A 17,965-nucleotide genomic window follows, 5' to 3' on the forward strand; every position below is an offset into this window, starting at 1 on the left:
CGCCGTCGCATGATAGTTTGTTGACAGATCGCATTTTGACCCAGTCAAGGGTCAATCGTCCAAGTAATCCGCATCTCTGCTGCTGGCGCGCACACGATCTTTGGGATCGGGGCCATACTTATTGTCACCGACGTCCCCGTCTGTCGCCAACCAAACCAAAAGAAGGATCGGGCCAATACAAGGAATCAAGACGATAAACCAGAACCATCCGCTCCGATCGGTGTCATGCAATCGCCGAATCAGCACGCCTATGCCGGGGAGAAATACCGCCAAACTGTAAATGGTGCCAAAAACACCAATACTACCCGACTGGTCTGTCAGTCCGGCAAAACCATCGATCAATCCGAGAACGAAACCGATCAATGTGCTGAACAGAGTGTAAAACCAATACTCCGACCGTCGTGCCCGTCCGCTGAAAACCGCGTACTTCTTCAGCACTTCCAAATACCAATTCATGAGATTTTCCGATGCGTGGGGATACTTTCGAGGCGAATGATCGCGCGATCATTTCCGCACAGATTGGCACAAAAGACCCACGCTGTCCAAACAATTTTGCACAAGATGGAATTGATTTTGATATCCTGGCCGGCATCCTTGGTTGATGCCAGCCCGATCGCTGGTATTTCCCTTGGGAAACTCATCTTCATCCCAATGTTTTCCAATGGTCATCGTCAATCCTTTTCACCTAACCCCTCGTTGGCGCGCGAATCATCCATGCCGAATTGCATCGGCCACTTCCTCGATCAGATCACCGAACAAGTCTGGCGCCGTTCGTTGACCAAGGCATGACGTCGGAGGTTTCATGCGGGGTGCTTTGGGAAGGGATTGAAGTGATGCCGCGGTGCCCGGCGCCGAACACCCCGAAATACGTTGTCTCAGGATCGTCAGCCCGATCATTTTTGATCCAATGTCTCACGGACTTTCCGGGCGAGCGACATTGGCGTGAAAGGCTTGCGCAGGAAGGCGATGCTTGCCTGAAGGAGACCGTGACGGACCACGGCATCGTCAGTGTATCCGCTCATGTACAACACCTTGATCCCCGGACAGATCCGGCTCACGGCTTCCGCAAGCACCCGGCCGTTCATCCCCGGCATAACCACATCGGTCACTAGAATGTCGAAACGGAGTCGGTCCCGCTCAATCAACCGGAGCGCCTCCTGGCCGTCCGCTGCCTCGACCACCGTATAGCCCTTCGTCTGGAGGGCGATCAGGGCGATTCGCCGGACTTCCACCTGGTCCTCGACGAGCAGCACCGATTCTGTTCCCCCGCGAATGATTCCGGTCTCGGATCCCGCCTCCGGTCTTTCCTCGCCCGTGACAATGGGCAGGTAAATTTTGAATGTCGTGCCCGTCCCGACCTCGCTGTGGACCTCGACATGGCCGCCCGACTGTCTGACGATTCCGTACACGGTGGCCAGCCCCAAGCCGGTTCCCTTGCCTTCCCCTTTGGTGGTGAAGAACGGCTCAAACACCCTCGCCATCACTTCCGGGGCCATCCCCTGGCCGGTGTCTGTGACACTGGTGATCACATACCGGCCCGTCCTGACCTCGGATCGGCCCGCCGCATATGCCTCGTCCAGGTTGACTCCCAGGGTCTTGATCGTGAGTTCCCCGCCTGTCGGCATGGCGTCACGCGCGTTCACGGCGAGGTTCATCAACACCTGCCCGAACTGGCCGGGGTCCACTTTCACCTGGCCGATCCGGGGGTCCAGGGATGTGGACAGTCTGATGTCCTCCCCGATCAGCCGGGCGAGCATCTTTCCGGTGTCGGCGATCACCTCGTTCAGGTCCAGCACCCTGGGTATCAGAACCGTCTGACGGCTGAACGCCAACAGTTGACTGGTCAGCCCGGCAGCGCGCTCGCCCGACTCCCGAATCGCCGACACCGATTCCCGCCAGTCATTGGATTCGCTCATATCTCCAAGCAAGAGTTCGCTGTACCCGTTGATGACGGTGAGCAGGTTGTTGAAGTCGTGGGCGATGCCTCCGGCGAGTTGGCCGACCGCCTCCATTTTCTGGGACTGACGCAGTTGCTCCTCAAGTATCTTGCGGTCGGTGACGTCCTGGGCCAGGGAGAACAGGCCGGCGAACGTTCCATCTTCATCGAACAGTGGAGTGTTATGCCATTCGCAGGTGATCGTTCCTCCTCCCTTCGTCCGATTCGCATAGACGCCGTGGGCGTCCATGTGTCCCGCCGTGATTTTGTCAAAAACGCCCGTCACGAAAGCTTGTGACTCGGCGGGCACGATCGTCTCGAAGGGATGTTTGCCGATAATCTCCGCCTCTGAAAAACCAAACATCCGCTCCGCGACCGGGTTCCATCGGGTGAATCGCATATCGGCGTCGCATAACAAATAAGCCAGTGGCATCCGTTCGATCTGGATCTGAAGCCGGGTAAGCAGACGGAGATATTCTGCCTCCGCCTGTTTGCGGGCGGTGATGTCTCTGCTGATTCCGACCAAGCCGACGATCTCGCCCGCCACGTCGCGCAAGGGAACCTTGATCGTCGAATGCCACACCGGATTCCCGAAGCGGTCAAGGCTTCGTTCCTCCCGGTTCAGAAGCGGTTGCCCCGAGATGACCCGCAGGTCGTCCGCATGAAATTTCTCGGCAAGCTCGCGCGGATACAGGTCGAATACGGTCACTCCGGCCAATTGCTCTTCTCGCTCGCGTCCGGCCAGCGCAAGAGTCGCCGGGTTGCAGTTCACAATCCTGCCTTCAGTGTCCTTGGTGAACACGACATCCGGAACCGCGTCGATCAGCGTGCGCAATAACGTTCGCTCCAGGTCGAGGGCTGCGCGGGCGGCGATCGCCCGATTCAAAGCATTGTTCATGGCTCCGATCACCCCGGCGATTGCCAGCGTCAGCATCGTGTTGACCAGCGTGAAATTGAGGGTGATGACCACCCATCCGGAGAAGCCTTCGGACCAGTCCGGTATTGCCATTTCGGAAGCCACGTAACCGAGACAACCAACCAAAAGCAAGGTTGCCGAACTCAGGAGGACCGCAATCAAACCGGCCCGGAGGCCGAGCAGAATAGCTGTGAAGATGGAAAATCCAAAGAGATAAATCTGGCTGATCGATCCCACCCAAACCAACAGTCCGACGGCGAGAACGTACAGGGTCAGGCAAAAGGCCGTCGCGCGAAGACGGAATGATATTTGATCGAAATAGAACAGTCCGATAATTGCGAGCAGAGCGACCGTGTCGATGACGGCGACTCCGACAAGGCCAAATTTGATCGCAAAGTAGAAGCTGGGCAAATAGACCAGGAATCCGAAAAAAACAGTCACTCGCAGGATGAGCGTAAGCAACCCGGCCCGCCAATTATCGGTGTCGATCATCAGCCCGTTTGCGAATCGGCTCCACATGGTGATGATCTCTGCGGCAGACTTCGTTTGACAGACGAATACCTGGAATATCTTAACTACTGTTTCGTCCGATCTTCGGCTCTTTCCATCCGGTGGATTTCCATCAGGGTTCGATACCCGAGTGATTGATGCAATCTGAACTGGCTGCGGGATTGAAAGCAGCCGGAGAAGTGAGGCGTTCCATTTTGCCTTGTCTCGGCTCGCTTCGGATTGAGGCAGCTCGGGATATTTGTCGTGATCATGGCGGTTGACAACCATGAATGAACTCGCTGGAGATGTGCATGGACGGAAGTTTCGTTGGAACTTCCTAAAATCTCACATCGGGCAATGTCCTAACTCAGGACGCCTCTCCACATGATCCACCCGGAGCAGTCAATGTGCAAAATGCTTGTTTTCCTATTCGTGTTTCCTTTGATGGCGTCCGCTGCGTTCGGGCAAGTTGCCGTCAAAAAAGGCGAACCCGAGAAGATAAAACTGTGGAACGGGAAAGCTCCCATCGGTGACGGTAACTTTGAGGAAGGGGACGCCACGATCAGCGTTCACAAGCCCGAAAAACCGAACGGCGCGGCCATCGTGATCTGCCCCGGCGGCGGTTATGGTGGTTTGGTCACCGGTGCGGAAGGCCACGGTATTGCCTCATGGCTCAACAGCCACGGCATCACCGGCGTTGTGCTTGAATATCGCCTGCCCAAGGGACGGACTTTTGTGCCATTGCTCGATGCTCAGCGGGCGATTCGTACGGTGCGAGCAAACGCCAAGAAATGGGAAATCAACTCGGACAAGATTGGCATCATGGGGTTTTCTGCGGGTGGCCATTTGGCCTCGACGGCCGGAACCCACTTCGACGGCGGTGACCCCAAAGCCGCCGACCCCATTGATCGGAATAGTTGTCGCCCCGATTTCACGGTGCTGATCTATCCTGTCGTCACGATGGGTGAGAAGACTCACGGCGGTTCCAAAAACAACCTGCTCGGCAAGAATCCTGATGCAAAGTTAGTGGAATTGTTCTCGAATGAAAAACAGATCACTGCGAAAACACCTCCCGCGTTTCTGGCCCATGCGAAAGACGACAAGGTGGTGGTGATCGAGAACAGCAGTGCTTTTGCAGATGCGATGCGGTTGCAGAAGCTACCCGTGAAATTTCTGGAGTTGCCTTCGGGGGGGCATGGCCTGAACGGATACAAAGGGGAAATGTGGGATCGTTGGCAAACGCAATCACTGGCTTGGCTCGCCGAGTTGAAATTCATCCCCGCAATTCCCGAAACACCGAAATAAGCTGGCCTAGCCGGAACTCATTTCGACAAATGTCTTTCAGCCACTTCAGACGGTGCATGGTTTGAACAGTGGCAAAGCCTTGACTGCTATAACGTTCGCCTCATGTCGAGGGAGTGGTTGAGACGACTCGAAAACGCGAAGAGTCCAAAATTATTTGGGTGGTTCAACCCGGAACTTGACAAGGTCCGTCTTGAGTACTGCTCCTTTTCGCTCCTCGGAATCAGCCAGTTGGTAGGTCGCCTTGAGCGTGTAATCGCCGGGGGAAGTGAAGAAGATCAGGCGTGACATGCCTCGGAAACCGTCTTGCAGTTGATCGATCGCGATGTCATAAGTTTTCCCCGATTCGATCTTGACCGGTTGGGCCAGCCGAAATTCCAGCGTCACTGCCTTCGGCGGGGCAAGGGCGACCACACCGGGGCCTTCGAGTTCGAGATTTAGCGTGTTCACATCCCCCTTCACGAAAATCGTCACCGGTTCTTTGCCAGTGTTGGTGAGTTGCAAAACGAAATCAACGAGGAATGGCTTGGGTACAATTGCCTCTTTTTTATCCCGGATGGCTTGCTGGGCCGCCTTCAACATGGCATCGAACTCGGCCGGTTTTTGGGCGACCGGCCAGGCATAAGAGTTCGTTTTGGCGATCAATTTCGCGCTGACTGTCGGCTCGGCGGCGCTCATGAAACTGATCCCCGCGAACAAGGTGGCAATGGAAAGCATGGCACGCATGATGATTCTCCGGTGTGATGTGGGCGCGGGACGGGACGGGCGTGTCCCGATGGAATCAGTTTAGACGTGCGAAGGCTCGGACGAATAAGAGAAATGCTTACCCGACCGCCGAACCCATTTTAAACACCGGCAACAACAACCCTGCGACGACGATTAGCGTGATGGCCGCCATCACGAGTAGCATCACGGGTTCCATCAGTTTCACGAAGAGCTTCAATTGCCGACTCGAACGCTTTTCCAAGGCGTTGGCGATGTCCACCAACACTTTGTCGAGGCTGTTGCTCTCCTCGGCGACCGCGATCATTTCCACCACGTCGGACGGGAAATACTTGCAGCGGCGCAACGGCGCGGCCAGTTTTTGCCCGGCGGTGATATTCTCGACCGATTCCTCAATTGCGTGTGAAAGCACCTTGTTCCCGGTGGAATCTTTGGCGATTTGCAGCGAACGAAGGATGGGGATGCCGTTGGCGAGAAGCGTGCCCAAAATCCGTGTGAAGCGGCCGAGGGCGAGGGACAACACCAAAGTTCCGGCCACCGGGATTTTCAGTTGCACGCGATCAAAGGCGATTCTTCCGGCATCACTGTTCTTCCAACGGCGGAACAACACCACGCCGCCGAAAAAGAGTCCCCCTAACCACCACCAATGTGTCTGCAAAAAATGGCTGAGGCCGATGATGAAGACGGTCAAACCGGGAAGTTCGCCCTTTTTGGCCAACTTCTCGAAGATGGGCTCGAACTTGGGAACGAAGAAAATCACCAGCACATTCAAAATCACGAAACCCACGCCGCCAAGAAGCACGGGGTAGGCCATCGAACCGATGACCTCGGATTTCATGTCCTCGGAGTGTTCGGTGAAATCCGCGATACGCCGCAGCACATCCTCCAGGAAGCCCCCTTCCTGACCGGCGCGGACCATGCTGACGGACAATTCGTTGAACACTTTCGGAAAAGGTTTCATCGCATCGGCGAGGGTCGTCCCGTCGGCCACCTTGGCCCGCACTTCCCGGATGGCGAAAGCCAAGTTGGGATTGCCCCCTTGCTTCTCCAAAATGTCGAGGGCTTTGAGCAGCGGCACCCCGGATTGAAGCAGGTCGGCGAGTTGGGCGTAAAAAGCGCTGACCACCCGCCCCTTCACTTTTTTCCCGCCCGAACCGGCCGACTTGGCGCGCATCGGGGCAATTCGGATGGGGAACAGTCCGCGCGCGTCGAGCATCATGCTCGCCTCGCGTTCGCTGGTCGCTGTCAGCACGCCGGCGCTGCGGTCGCCGAGCCGGCCCATCGCTTCGTAGGTGAAATCAGGCATGCCAATCCTCTTCGTCGATGATTCCCGCGGGTGACAAAACCGTTCCCAAATCCTCAACCAATCATATCCCCGGCGGTTGTCCGGTTGACTTCGTCGATCGTTGTGCTTCCCCTCAACACCTTCAACCAGCCGTCTTGCCGCAGGGTAAGCATCCCGGCCTTCATGGCCTCAAGCCGGATGAGATTGGCGTTCGCCCGGTTGACAACGAGATCCCGCAACACATCGGAGTTAATCAACAGTTCATGGATGCCGGTTCGGCCGCGATAACCGGATTGGCGACAGGCCCGGCAGCCAAGGCCCTTGTGAATTTTAGGCTTGCCTTCAAGTGGCTTGTCGGGGGAAATCAAGTCTTGGATCGCGTGTTGCATTCTTGCATCAAGGGGCGTGGGTTCGGCGTTGGACATGTCGCCAAAGCGTTCCCGATGCGGGAAGTCGATGGGGAGATCGTCCATTTCCGGCACGTACTCCGTTTTGCAGTCTTTGCAGATCGTCCGCACCAGGCGCTGGGCCATGATGCCTTCCACGGTGCTGGCCACAAGGAACGGTTCCACGCCGATGTCGATGAGCCGGGTGAAGGCGCTGGGGGAATCATTGGTGTGCAACGTGCTGAATACCATGTGACCCGTCAGCGAGGCTTGGATTGCCGCGTCGGATGTTTCCTTGTCCCGCATTTCGCCGATGAGGATCACATCCGGGTCGTGCCGAAGGATCGACCGCAGGGCCGTGGCGAATGTCAGCCCGATCTTCGCGTGCGTCTGAATCTGGCTGATGCCCGGTTGCTGGTATTCGACCGGGTCTTCCACGGTGATGATCTTCGTCACTTCGTCCTTGATTTCGTTCAAGGCCGAGTAAAGCGTGGTGGATTTCCCGGAACCCGTCGGCCCGGTCACCAGCACGATGCCGTGGGGCAGGTCAATCAGTTTCTTGAATGTTCGGTGAATCGGGGGAAGCATCCCGCAGTTGGCGAGATTGAAAACCATCCGCCCCTTGTCCAGCAACCGCATCACGATGCCTTCGCCGTGAATCATCGGGATGATGGACACCCGCACGTCCACTTCGCGGCCCTGAACGCGCATCTTAATACGACCGTCTTGCGGCAGACGCTTTTCGGCAATGTTCAACCGCGACATGATCTTGATGCGGCTGATGATCGCCGACGCAAACCGGTTGATTTCCGGCGGCAACATCTGCGTTTGAAGCAACCCGTCGATCCGATACCGGATGCGAATGGCGTTTTCTTCCGGCTCGACGTGAATGTCGCTTGCCCGCTCGTTGATGGCTTCGATCAGAATTTCGTTCACGAGCTTGACGACGGAGGCTTCTTGAGCCTGCTTGGCCAGTTCGCTGTCGTCCGCCTCGATTCCCTCCAGCAACTCCACATCGTCCCGTTCCTGGACGAGGGCTTGCACCGTTTCGCCGCCAACCCCGAAGTGGTGCTTGATGAGGCGGGAGATTTCCCGCTGACTTCCCAGCACCGGGGTGATTTCCAACCCGGTGAGCGTCTGCAATTCATCCAGCGTGTTTACGTCATAAGGGTTTGACGTGGCGACCACCAGCGTGCCGTTGTTCCGCGAGATGGGCATCAGCCCCTTGCGGTGAACGATCTTCGTGGGCATCACGGAGAGCGTTTCGGCAGAGATGATCGTGTGTGAGAGATCGACAAATTCGAGGCCAAATTCCTCGCCGAGGGCTGTGAGGATTTGCATCTCGCTGCCGATCCCCTTTTCGATCATCAGTTCGTGCAGGGGGCGGTTTGGGTCTTGGGCGTGGAGTTCCTCGGCCCGTTTGGCGTCCGTATCCGAGAGTTGACCGTTTTCGCGGAGTCGTTCGATCAGGAACATGAGGCCTCGTCCGGTGACGGACGGGCTGGAAAAAGGCCCGTCTTAATCATCAGGTTAACGTGTGGAGGCAAATCACGCCAGCGGGGAAATGTCTTGTTCTCAGAACGCTTTAATCTCTCGAACCGATTTAACCGGCTTTCCCGCCGATCTGACATGCCTCCGTGCCGCACTTCCTTCGTTTGGGAAACAGCGGCCGGATGCGGGCGAAGATCGAGTACAAAAATTTGGAAACGAAGTGGACGACCGGCAGTCCTGTCAGCCACCCCAACCAACGATAACCGGGGATGACCGACCAAATCGCCCGGAAGGCATCGACGCCGATGAACAATTTTCCATCAAGCCGGGTATGCAGATGCCGGTTGACTCGTTTGGGGTCGAACCCCTCGGCCACCGGGTCGAATGTGTCGGCGGTGATGTCCACAAACTCGGTTGTTCCGGGGATCGCCTTTTTTCGGTAGTGGCTGATCTCCCGAGAACAGAGATGGCAGCGGCCATCGTAAAAAATCTGCAACCGGGCCATGAAAACATCCCCAAGGGCATTGTTGATGATAACAGACTGTTGCCCTCATTGAGAAGCGGTCGTTGTGGCGACGACATTTTCTATGCCAAGCGGTCGGCCGAATAATTCCGTGCGGATGCGATCCCGCTCGCGGTCAATCTGGTCCGGGGTGGCGCCGAGGCGACGCAGCAAAAACTCTGTCATGGTCAGGGCCACTTCGCCTTCGCCGGTGAACACCACATCCGCGCCTGCTTGAATCAACGCCGCCCGGTCCCGCAGGTAGCCGACACGGGCGACGACCCGGATTTCGGGGTTGGCCGTCCGGGCAAACCGAATGGCCTCCTCGGCGCGGGGAGTGTCGGAGGAACTGAGGATGAAGGCGGTCGCCCGTTCTGTTCCGGCTTCCTTCACGGTTTCTTCGTGAGAAGCATCGCCGTAAACCGCCCGGATGCCGGCGGCCCGCAATTTTTGGACGGTCACCAGATTCATTTCCACCACCGTCGGTTCGATGTTGTTCTCCTGCAGCAACCGCACCAACGTGCGACCCACCGGCCCATATCCCACGACGATGGCCCGTGTCGGGATATCTCCGTCCATGTTGTCCGGTTCATTGGTCAGGCCGGGAAGGTTCTTTCGTGATCGATCGATGAATTTCCAAATCGCGGGGAAACGGCGGCCAAACTTCTCAAGCGGGCCGGCCAGTCGGCATACCAGCGGATTCAGGCTGATGGAGATGATGGCCGCCGCCACCAAAGCGTGCATGGCCTCGGCAGGGATGATTTCCAACTTTTGCCCGGCCGTGGCGAGAATGAAGGAAAATTCGCCGATCTGGGCCAGCGCCAGCGCGACCGTCAGGGCCACACGCGGGGGTTGTCGCAGGAGAGTCAACAACAGAAAAGCCACGGTTGGCTTGCCGATCAACACCACCACCGTGGCGGCGGCGATCAATCCCGGATGTTCCAAGAGGGCGGTCGGGTTGAACAGCATTCCGACGGAAACAAAGAACAACACAGCGAAGGCATCCCGCATTGGCAATGCCTCGGCCGCCGCCCGTGAACTGAAGTCTGACCGGCCGACAACCGTGCCCGCAAGGAACGCCCCCAAGGCCATCGACGCGCCGAACAAAGAAGCCGATCCGACGGCGATCCCCAAGGCCAGCACCAGCACTGTCAGCGTGAACAATTCGCGTGAGTTGGTGGCCGAGACGCGGGCCAAAATCCAAGGGACAATCTTTCCTCCCGCGAGAATCACGAACACCACCAGCAAGGCAATCTTGGCGACCGACCACCCGACGGCGATGGCGAAGCCGCCGATTCCCAAGGCTTCTCCTTGAAACACCACCGGCAGGAGAACCAACACCAGCACGGCATACAAATCCTCAACCACCAGCCAGCCGACAGCAATATGTCCGGGCGCTGTGTGCAATTCCCGGCGATCCGCCAGCACTCGCACAAGAACCACGGTGCTGGCCACGGACATCGTCAGCCCAAACACCACGCTCGCGCCAAGCGACCACCCGAACGTCAATCCGGCGCCAAAGCCGATGAGCGTAATCAGAAGACTGTCCGCGATGGCCCCCGGCACGGCCACTTTCCGCACAGCCAACAGGTCTCGCACATCGAAATGCAACCCGACCCCGAACATCAGCAGAATCACGCCGATCTCGGCGAGTTCGGCGGCGATTTTTTCATCTGCGATGAAACCGGGCGTGTGTGGTCCGACGGCCAAACCGGCCAGCAGATAGCCCACAATGGGTGACAGGCCCAATCGGTGGGTGATGTAACCGCAAACCAATGCGGCAGCCAGCCCTCCCGCGAGGGTGATGATGAGATTGGGGTGGTCCACGACAGGTCTCCGGTTGGCGCGCGGTCAGATCCGACCGGCGGCCGGAAGACACTCATAGAGATAGGACCGGCGCCCGATGTTCGGGTAGAAATGTTGACCAATCAAAATGGAAAGATTGTTCGCCAACGAACAGAAATCAGGATGCCGCCTCGATGGCCTGTCGGACGGTTTGCCAGTGGATGTCCACTGTGTCGTTCACATCTTTGGCATAGCCGCCTGCCATCGTGACCACCAACGGCAGACCGGCCACGCGGACCGCCTCGAAAACCATCCGGTCACGCTCGGCCAGTCCGGTTTTGGTGAGTTTTAACCGTCCCAAGCGGTCCCCTTCAAACGGGTCGCTTCCGGCGAGAAAGATCGCCAGATTTGGCCGGGCTTTATTGATGGATTGGCGCAGTCCTTTGGCCAAGGCTTCCAAATATGGTTCGTCGGTCGTGCCGTCTGGCAATTCGATATCCAAGTCGCTTTGCTCTTTTTGCAGCGGGTAGTTCTTTGCCCCGTGCATGGAGAAGGTGTAAATGCTCGGGTCATCCCGGCAAATCGCGGCGGTTCCGTTTCCTTGATGGACATCCAAATCAATCACCACCACCCGCCGGATCAGGTCTTCCGATTGCAACACACGGGAAGCAATCACGGAATCATTGAACAGACAATACCCTTCGCCGTGATCCTGAAATGCGTGATGCGTGCCCCCCGCCAGATTGACCGAGTAACCATCCGCGAGCGCGCTTCGACATGCTTGGGTCGTTGCCCCGGCCGAACGCCGGGAGCGTTCGACGAGCAACGGGGACCACGGGAAGCCGATTCGTTTCATGGCTTGCTCGCCGACGGTTCCGGCCGACATGGCGGCGATGTAATCGGTGTCGTGAGCCAATGCCAGTTGGGAGTCGGTGGCCGCGTTGGGCACGATCAGGGAATCGGGCGACACAAGGCCTGAAGCCAACACTCGCTCGCGCAGCAACCGGTATTTGGACATCGGAAACGTATGCCCGTCCGGCAACGGGAGGACAAATTGATCGGTGTAATAAAGCCGCATGGAAGAATCATACCGGCTGACGACGGCTTGAGAGGCCGCTGATGGCGAAGGCAACCATCGTCGTCCCCATGATTGGCCAGAATCCGGGAATCAAACGAAGCGTCCAAGGACCCACCCACCACATGAAGACCGCGAGGAGTATCCCCCCGATGGTCAGGATTTTTAACTCTCGCAGATGTTCTGGGCGCCAGGTCAAAAAGTCGCCGATGATGAGATAGCCCACCGCCAGAAACGGCACAAACCATCGAACGGAACAGCACGCCCCGCCGTGGTTCTTGGAGAGGATCGCATAACTCAGGTAGCCCAACCCGGCGAAGACCAGCCCGGCCGCTTGTTCGGCCGTCAGCGTTCGCCGCCAAATCATGCGGGGCACACAAAAGACGGCAAGCATCAACGGCAGGTTGTGCGTGAGGAATCCCTGTTTGCCGAACAGGAGATCGACGAGATACAACGCGAACCGTTGCGGCGTGTGCCGCCAGAACCCCGTGATGGTTGTTTCAGTGAAAGGACTGCCGGGGTAGTTGAAATATTCCGGCACCGCGTTCGCCGGTGTGATCCATTTGCCGCCGATCTCATGATTCAACACATGATGAGCAGTCACCCAAGGAAGAGTGGCCATCACGAACAATAGGGTTGGATGCCATCGGCGAACACGGTAGACCACCCAGCCGAAGACCGCGAGGGCAAGGCCCGGTGCAAGTCCCGGATCAAGGTTGTAACCCAAGCCGCCGAGTGTGCCAAGCACGAGCAACTTGCCGATGACCCGGCCATTGGTTGCGACAGCCCGGCGAATGCGCTCCATTTGCAGGATGATCGCCGACATCACCCCCAGGTACATTTCGTGGGAGTTCACATACTCGATGTAAGGGATGGCAATCGAGCCGAGTGAGAAGCCCAAAAGCAGAGTCAGCCGGATTGGCCGCGGCCATCCCCGCAATCGGGCGAGAATGGCCCAACACCACACAGCCACGGCATAAGCGAGTCCGCTGGTGAAAACTGTCATCCAGTAAACGACAATGTCGGGGCGTTCCGCAAAACTCGGTCCTCCCGCCAGTCGCCAAAGACGATATTCCCCCGCGAGGAGAATCGAAACAACCGGTGGTTTGTCCGAGTAAAAATGTCCGGCGATGAACAGTTTGTCCAATGTCCCGTACCGAAGCAAAAGAGGATCGGTCGGATTGAAGGGCGGGGTGCCTTGATCGATCAATTCCTCTGGCACGCGGACAAACACCGATTCGTCGATGGCAAAAGTGCCCCGGTCACCGAGCGATTCGATGGCCGCCAGCCGGGAACCATCGTTCCAACTTCCCGCGTAAGGCTTGGCGCTGACGAGGGCCAAGACCATCGGGACAATAAAAATCAACAGCCGGACCCACCAAGGATCGGCCGGTTCGTTCGTCGGGGAATCAACGTTCACGCCGGAAACATTAACGGCGGGCGGGGATTTCGCCAACGGCAATTCAAACCCCTCTTGCATCGAATGCGGAACGGCGGTATCCCCGAGAAATGAACGGAATTCTCCTTCTCTTGATGGCCATCCTGCCGGGCGCTGATTCGTCGCTGTTGCGTGCGGATACGTCGCAGGCGAGCGTTGGAGAAGTGACGGCCAACAAGCCGCTGGTTCATGTGTTTCATTTGGAGAACACCGGAACCAAGCCGCTCACCATCGTGGATGTCCGGCGAACGTGTGCCTGCGCAAAATATGATCTCGGCGAGAAGTCTCTGGCTCCCGGTCAGAAAACCGCCTTGCGGGTAAATTTCAACCTGCTGACACAACCGGAAGGTCCCGGCCAGTGGAATGTGGGCGTTGTTTATGCCGTCGAAGGTCGTGAGGAAAAAGCAGAACTAGCGTTGTCCGTCAGCGCGAAAGTGAAAAAGGATGTTTGGGTCGAGCCAGTTTCGTTGGTGATGATCGGCGAAAAAGACTTGAGCGGCCTCGTGACCGTGTTTGACCGGCGGGGCAAAGCGTTGACTGTCACCGGGGCGAGGCTGGGAGTCGATCAGGTGACGTCCAAAGTCGATCCGGCGAATGTTAAAGATGTTGTGAAACATCAGGCAATCCGGTTGACAGTGGGAGAAAACTTGCCGGTCGGATCGTATGTTGACGAACTGGCCATCGACACGGATGATCCGGAATATCGGGAAATCCGCATTCCGGTGCGAATCGTCAAAAAAGCCCCGGTTGATGCGATCCAAGCCGTTCCCGCGAGCGTCATGCTCCGGGGGATTGGCGCCAGTAAATTGGCGACATTGCGGGACCGAGAAGACCGGGAGATTGATCTCGAATCCGTCTCGGCCAGCGAGAAATTCCTGAGTGTCAAATGGGCCAGGGGACCGGGCAACGACGCCACGGTTCGGATCACTCTCAACGGGCAACCCGAACAGGTCACCGGCACGGCCACGGTGATCGTCAAAACGAAACTGCCGGCGGCCCGCGCGATCAGCATCTTGGTGGAGTGGAGCAAATGAACACGAATCTTCCTGCGGAACCCCCGGCCGACGATCCGGTGAACGATCCGATCCCCCGTTACACGGCCAGCGACACGCCAGTGACGAAGCTTACCCGCTGGGCTTTCCAGATTTGGGTGATTTGCTTCTTGTTTACGCTTGTCTTCACGCTCATGATTTACCTGATCGACAAATTTCGAGGCACTCCCTGATTCGCCTCCCGACCAAGCGGGAGCGGGCGTCCGGTACCGGGGTCATTCATGTTCGGATTTCTCAACCCTCGTCCCCACACGCCGGACTATCGGCGAGCCTACGCCCGGCTTTGCCAGCATCAGCGGGTGAACTTCGGCGTCCGCTCGTTGCCTTTTCACAGTTACGAAGCCGTTTTTCTCTATCAACTCGCGGCTGATCTCGAAGCCTTCCCGGCTTCGGTGATGCCGCATGTGAAATGCTGTCGGCTGGCAAAGCCCGCGAACATTCACCGGGATGCAGATGCCGCCATCGGCCGGTTCTGCGGCGGCGTCGGCGTTCTGCTCGCCTCAATCAAACTGGATGACGATGTCCAAGACGCCCAAGGATTTCTAACCCGACTTTCCCGCAAAGCAATTGCGTGGGTATTGCGGTGGAAGATCCGTTCAGCCCGGAAGATGTTCACGGATTTGGATTTTCGCTTCAACGCCAACGTGCGGCAACTCATCGCCGATCATCATCGGCTGGAGCATTCCGGCGAATCACCCCCCCTTGCTGACTACACAGAACCGACGGCCAACGCCTTCGGCTATGTTTTTGGCCAGATGGCCAAGATTGGCGGTCTCCACGCCCAAGAACAAGTGCTGACAACCGTGGGCCGCCATGTCGGGGCCGCGTTGATCGCTTTTGATTGTGCCGTGGATTGGAAGCGGGATCGCCGACGGGGGGAATTCAATCCGTTAGCGGATGAAGAAGCCGTTCATGAGGCGATGGTGTATTGCTTGGATCGGCTCCATCGGGCCGAAGTTTTCATCCGCACATCGGTGAGCGAAAACGCACGCTCGGCAATCACTCTGGCTCGCGTTCAGCAACGTCTTTTGCAGCTCGATCCAATGGCCCAGGGACGGACCTGCCCGACTCCGGCGGCCCGGAAACCCAGCCGGATCATGCTTCCAGTGCTTGCTTCTTCGGGTTCGCCAACAGAGCCGGATCCGGCGGGCCCTATTGATCCGAACGCCACTCCAGTGGTCGATGGCATCCCTCCGGAACTGCCGGGCGGCGTGGATAAGGTGAATCAGAAAAAGGGTGGCGGGTCGAGTTGTTGCGGCAATCCGACTTGCGACGGTTGTTGTGATATGTGTTATTGCGGGGCGTTGGGCGCGGACTGCTGCTCGGGAATCGATGGTGCCGGTGCTTGTTGTGCCATTGCTGAATGCGGCGATTGTTCATGTTGAGCGACGGCATTCCCATGCGTGGAATGCCGATTGCCGAAACGCCGACGCGATCCGCAGAAATTGAACCGCGTCGAAAAGTTGGGTTTCATTTTCCCGAGAGACTACATCGGTGTGAACATATTCGCCGCTTCGGCCGCCCGTTCGCGAGCTTTTCTTAACTCACATGTCCGTTCATAGGAATCCTTCACGGCATCTCGGGCGTGGGTCCATTCCATCGCTCCGATTCGGTGGTCTCGTTCCCACTTGTCGCGAAGGTCTTCTTCCAGTTCGCCGAAGGTCTTTCCGGCGTTTCGGGCTTCGGCTTCGGCACCGTAGTTATAAGCAGGAACGTAGGTTTCAAAAGTCTCCCCGCTCATCACATAGTGCTTTCCGGCGAATGAGTCGCGGAGCCAGTTGTCCTCGGTGGTCGGGTCGATCAACTCGCCGACGCCTTTGCCCGCGTACCCCCCGGCGACGGCCCCGGCAACCGTTCCCACAATGGCCCCCACGGGACCACCCACCAACCCGATGGCCAACCCGGTGGCGGCTCCGCCAATGGCGGCCCCGATGCCTGTTTCGAGTGGGTGTGACCCCGGCGCATTCGTAATTGGATCAGCATTGCGGTGTCCGGATGTCGGCAGATCGGCCGTCGATTCCAATTCTTTGCGCTGATTATTTTCGGGAGGCATGGCTTGTTCTCACTGCGTGTTCCGGGAGATTGCTACCACTCACAAAGCCGCAAACGAGATGCCGTTGGGTTGGAGAAATGATTGATTGTGCCTCATACGTTACTCATGAGGATGGAAATTCGTTTTGTGTTCAAAAAACTCAAACGGGCCAGAATTTTCTTGTGAGCAACAGGCTACAGGGCTTGGGATTTCACGATTTCAAAACCGGTCAAAATGCGACCCAAAAGTGACCTGAAAAGATGAAAAACAGTCGTCCGGCGACCATTTTTGGACAGTTGGACACCCACCCAAGTGGTCAAAAACAGTGGGCCAACTGAACACTATTTTTCAAAACCCCCGGTAAATCGACACGTCGCCTGATGATTTTGGAGTAATCCGGGGCGATTATGGGCCGATTCCAATGGCCTATAATGACCGCTCGATGTTGATTTCCGGAGGGTTGAAAGTAGCCACATGGCCCAAATGGTGTTTTGGCCCAGACTTGGAAAACGGCGACGGGTTCTTTTTCGGCGGCCTGACGTATAAGCCGAAAATGCAGACGGGAGAGATGTCGAAAGGCGGGTTTCAAATCGGATTTTCTTCCGGATCCTGATGCGAGAAGGCCGCTACCATCTGTATGGTTGAAATATCATCAGGCAACAATCGGAGCCGGGCGTCCATGTTTTACGAAGCCATCGATCATCTTTGTTATGCACCGGCTGATCCGCAACTTGCATTGAAGGCTGTCAGCCAAATTGGTTGGAACATCGTTCCTTGGCGTGGGGGCTGGGCATTGTCCTTCGGATCGGCCAAGAACCTTTTCCAAATCTGGGTGCAGTCCGAATCGACCGCCCCGCCGGGGGTGTTGGAATTTGGCATCCGGGTGACTGATCTGGCCAAAGTGGTCGATCAGCTTCAGAAGAAAGGACTCTCGGCACAAATCATTCCGTGGCGAAACGATCAGGGACATCCCGTTGCGGAAATGGCGATGTTGTCAACGCTCAAGACAGCAGGAGTCCATCTTCGACTGATCGAATGGAAGGATTCTACAAAGGATCGTCATCAGGCCATTGCCGGCATGGGCGGGTTTGGCAACAAGTTTCCGGCCAAACGACTCGACCATTTGGCGGTCATCACACATGATTTGGTGACGAAGAGCGAATTTTGGGAAAACGTCCTCGGCATTCCCCGGCATGGTGAAATCCGCACGCCCAGCATGTTGATCCGCCAATATCGGATTGGGGATGCGATCATCGAACTCCTTGGCCCGGTCGACGACCAAAGCCCCCTCATGAAGCGGACACCGGGACCGGCCCCGATGATGTCGTTGGAAGTCCCTGATCTTGAGTCTTCCGTGAAGTCCGCGTTGGCAGCCGGTTTCTCCGCCCCGGCGGCGGCTGACGGCGTCCTGCCGATGACGCGGACTTCGACGATTCCCTTCAGTGAGACCGGCGGGCTGAACTGGCAGTTGCTTCAGTACGTTTGATCCCCGCACATTCCGCACACGCCGAACGAACCGGGTGACTGGCGAATTTTATCGGACGGTTTTGCCG

General features: G+C 57.3%; 16 protein-coding genes. 6 read left to right on the forward strand and 10 right to left on the reverse strand.

Features of this window, described 5'->3' with window-relative positions:
• Positions 1–51: 51 nt before the first annotated feature.
• Positions 52–456: a DUF805 domain-containing protein gene (locus BGIM_RS0106655; RefSeq protein ID WP_020469021.1), complete on the reverse strand. Its 405-nt coding sequence runs from the start codon at positions 454–456 to the stop codon at positions 52–54.
• 36 nt (positions 457–492) lie between these two features.
• On the opposite strand from BGIM_RS0106655, the gene BGIM_RS0106660 reads away from it, so the two are divergent.
• Positions 493–789, forward strand: coding sequence for a hypothetical protein (locus BGIM_RS0106660; protein ID WP_020469022.1), 297 nt, complete (start codon positions 493–495; stop codon positions 787–789).
• A gap of 104 nt (positions 790–893) precedes the next feature.
• Here BGIM_RS0106660 and BGIM_RS57065 read toward each other — a convergent pair whose 3' ends face one another.
• Positions 894–3,371 carry a PAS domain S-box protein gene (locus tag BGIM_RS57065; RefSeq protein WP_162136226.1) on the reverse strand — a complete coding sequence of 826 codons (2,478 nt, stop codon included), beginning with the start codon at positions 3,369–3,371 and terminating at the stop codon, positions 894–896.
• 414 nt (positions 3,372–3,785) lie between these two features.
• Between BGIM_RS57065 and BGIM_RS0106675 the strand changes: the two genes are divergently transcribed.
• Positions 3,786–4,646, forward strand: coding sequence for an alpha/beta hydrolase (locus tag BGIM_RS0106675; protein ID WP_202947224.1), 861 nt, complete (start codon positions 3,786–3,788; stop codon positions 4,644–4,646).
• Between the two features lie 150 nt (positions 4,647–4,796).
• Here BGIM_RS0106675 and BGIM_RS0106680 read toward each other — a convergent pair whose 3' ends face one another.
• The 7 genes from BGIM_RS0106680 to BGIM_RS0106715 form a co-directional block, all read right to left on the reverse strand.
• Positions 4,797–5,369 carry a hypothetical protein gene (locus BGIM_RS0106680; protein ID WP_020469024.1) on the reverse strand — a complete coding sequence of 191 codons (573 nt, stop codon included), beginning with the start codon at positions 5,367–5,369 and terminating at the stop codon, positions 4,797–4,799.
• Between the two features lie 97 nt (positions 5,370–5,466).
• On the reverse strand, positions 5,467–6,672 hold the full coding sequence (locus BGIM_RS0106685; RefSeq protein WP_020469025.1) for a type II secretion system F family protein: 1,206 nt from the start codon (positions 6,670–6,672) through the stop codon (positions 5,467–5,469).
• Positions 6,673–6,725: 53 nt separating this feature from the next.
• Positions 6,726–8,513: a GspE/PulE family protein gene (locus BGIM_RS0106690; RefSeq protein WP_020469026.1), complete on the reverse strand. Its 1,788-nt coding sequence runs from the start codon at positions 8,511–8,513 to the stop codon at positions 6,726–6,728.
• 127 nt (positions 8,514–8,640) lie between these two features.
• The gene (locus BGIM_RS0106695) at positions 8,641–9,033 is read right to left on the reverse strand and encodes a thiol-disulfide oxidoreductase DCC family protein (protein WP_020469027.1); all 393 of its coding nucleotides are present in this window, start codon (positions 9,031–9,033) and stop codon (positions 8,641–8,643) included.
• A gap of 45 nt (positions 9,034–9,078) precedes the next feature.
• Positions 9,079–10,857 carry a cation:proton antiporter gene (locus BGIM_RS0106700; RefSeq protein WP_020469028.1) on the reverse strand — a complete coding sequence of 593 codons (1,779 nt, stop codon included), beginning with the start codon at positions 10,855–10,857 and terminating at the stop codon, positions 9,079–9,081.
• A 136-nt stretch (positions 10,858–10,993) separates the two neighbouring features.
• Positions 10,994–11,893, reverse strand: coding sequence for a histone deacetylase family protein (locus tag BGIM_RS0106710; protein ID WP_020469029.1), 900 nt, complete (start codon positions 11,891–11,893; stop codon positions 10,994–10,996).
• A gap of 7 nt (positions 11,894–11,900) precedes the next feature.
• Positions 11,901–13,370 (reverse strand): hypothetical protein, encoded by a 1,470-nt coding sequence (locus BGIM_RS0106715; RefSeq protein ID WP_020469030.1) that lies wholly within the window; start codon positions 13,368–13,370, stop codon positions 11,901–11,903.
• 29 nt (positions 13,371–13,399) lie between these two features.
• On the opposite strand from BGIM_RS0106715, the gene BGIM_RS0106720 reads away from it, so the two are divergent.
• From BGIM_RS0106720 to BGIM_RS0106730, 3 genes are read left to right on the forward strand one after another with little or no spacing between them, the layout of a single operon-like run.
• On the forward strand, positions 13,400–14,362 hold the full coding sequence (locus BGIM_RS0106720) for a DUF1573 domain-containing protein (RefSeq protein WP_020469031.1): 963 nt from the start codon (positions 13,400–13,402) through the stop codon (positions 14,360–14,362).
• Positions 14,359–14,553 (forward strand): hypothetical protein, encoded by a 195-nt coding sequence (locus tag BGIM_RS0106725; RefSeq protein WP_020469032.1) that lies wholly within the window; start codon positions 14,359–14,361, stop codon positions 14,551–14,553. The genes BGIM_RS0106720 and BGIM_RS0106725 overlap by 4 nt, the downstream gene beginning before the upstream one ends.
• 48 nt (positions 14,554–14,601) lie before the next feature.
• The gene (locus BGIM_RS0106730; RefSeq protein WP_020469033.1) at positions 14,602–15,765 is read left to right on the forward strand and encodes a DUF5685 family protein; all 1,164 of its coding nucleotides are present in this window, start codon (positions 14,602–14,604) and stop codon (positions 15,763–15,765) included.
• 101 nt (positions 15,766–15,866) lie between these two features.
• Here the strand turns inward: BGIM_RS0106730 and BGIM_RS0106735 are convergent, their stop codons facing one another.
• Positions 15,867–16,433: a hypothetical protein gene (locus BGIM_RS0106735; protein ID WP_020469034.1), complete on the reverse strand. Its 567-nt coding sequence runs from the start codon at positions 16,431–16,433 to the stop codon at positions 15,867–15,869.
• A gap of 658 nt (positions 16,434–17,091) precedes the next feature.
• Here BGIM_RS0106735 and BGIM_RS0106745 point away from each other — a divergent pair.
• The gene (locus BGIM_RS0106745; RefSeq protein ID WP_020469036.1) at positions 17,092–17,898 is read left to right on the forward strand and encodes a VOC family protein; all 807 of its coding nucleotides are present in this window, start codon (positions 17,092–17,094) and stop codon (positions 17,896–17,898) included.
• The last annotated feature ends 67 nt before the right edge of the window (positions 17,899–17,965 follow it).

Source organism: Zavarzinella formosa DSM 19928 (genome assembly GCF_000255705.1).
In the GTDB taxonomy this organism is placed as follows: Bacteria; Planctomycetota; Planctomycetia; order Gemmatales; family Gemmataceae; genus Zavarzinella; species Zavarzinella formosa.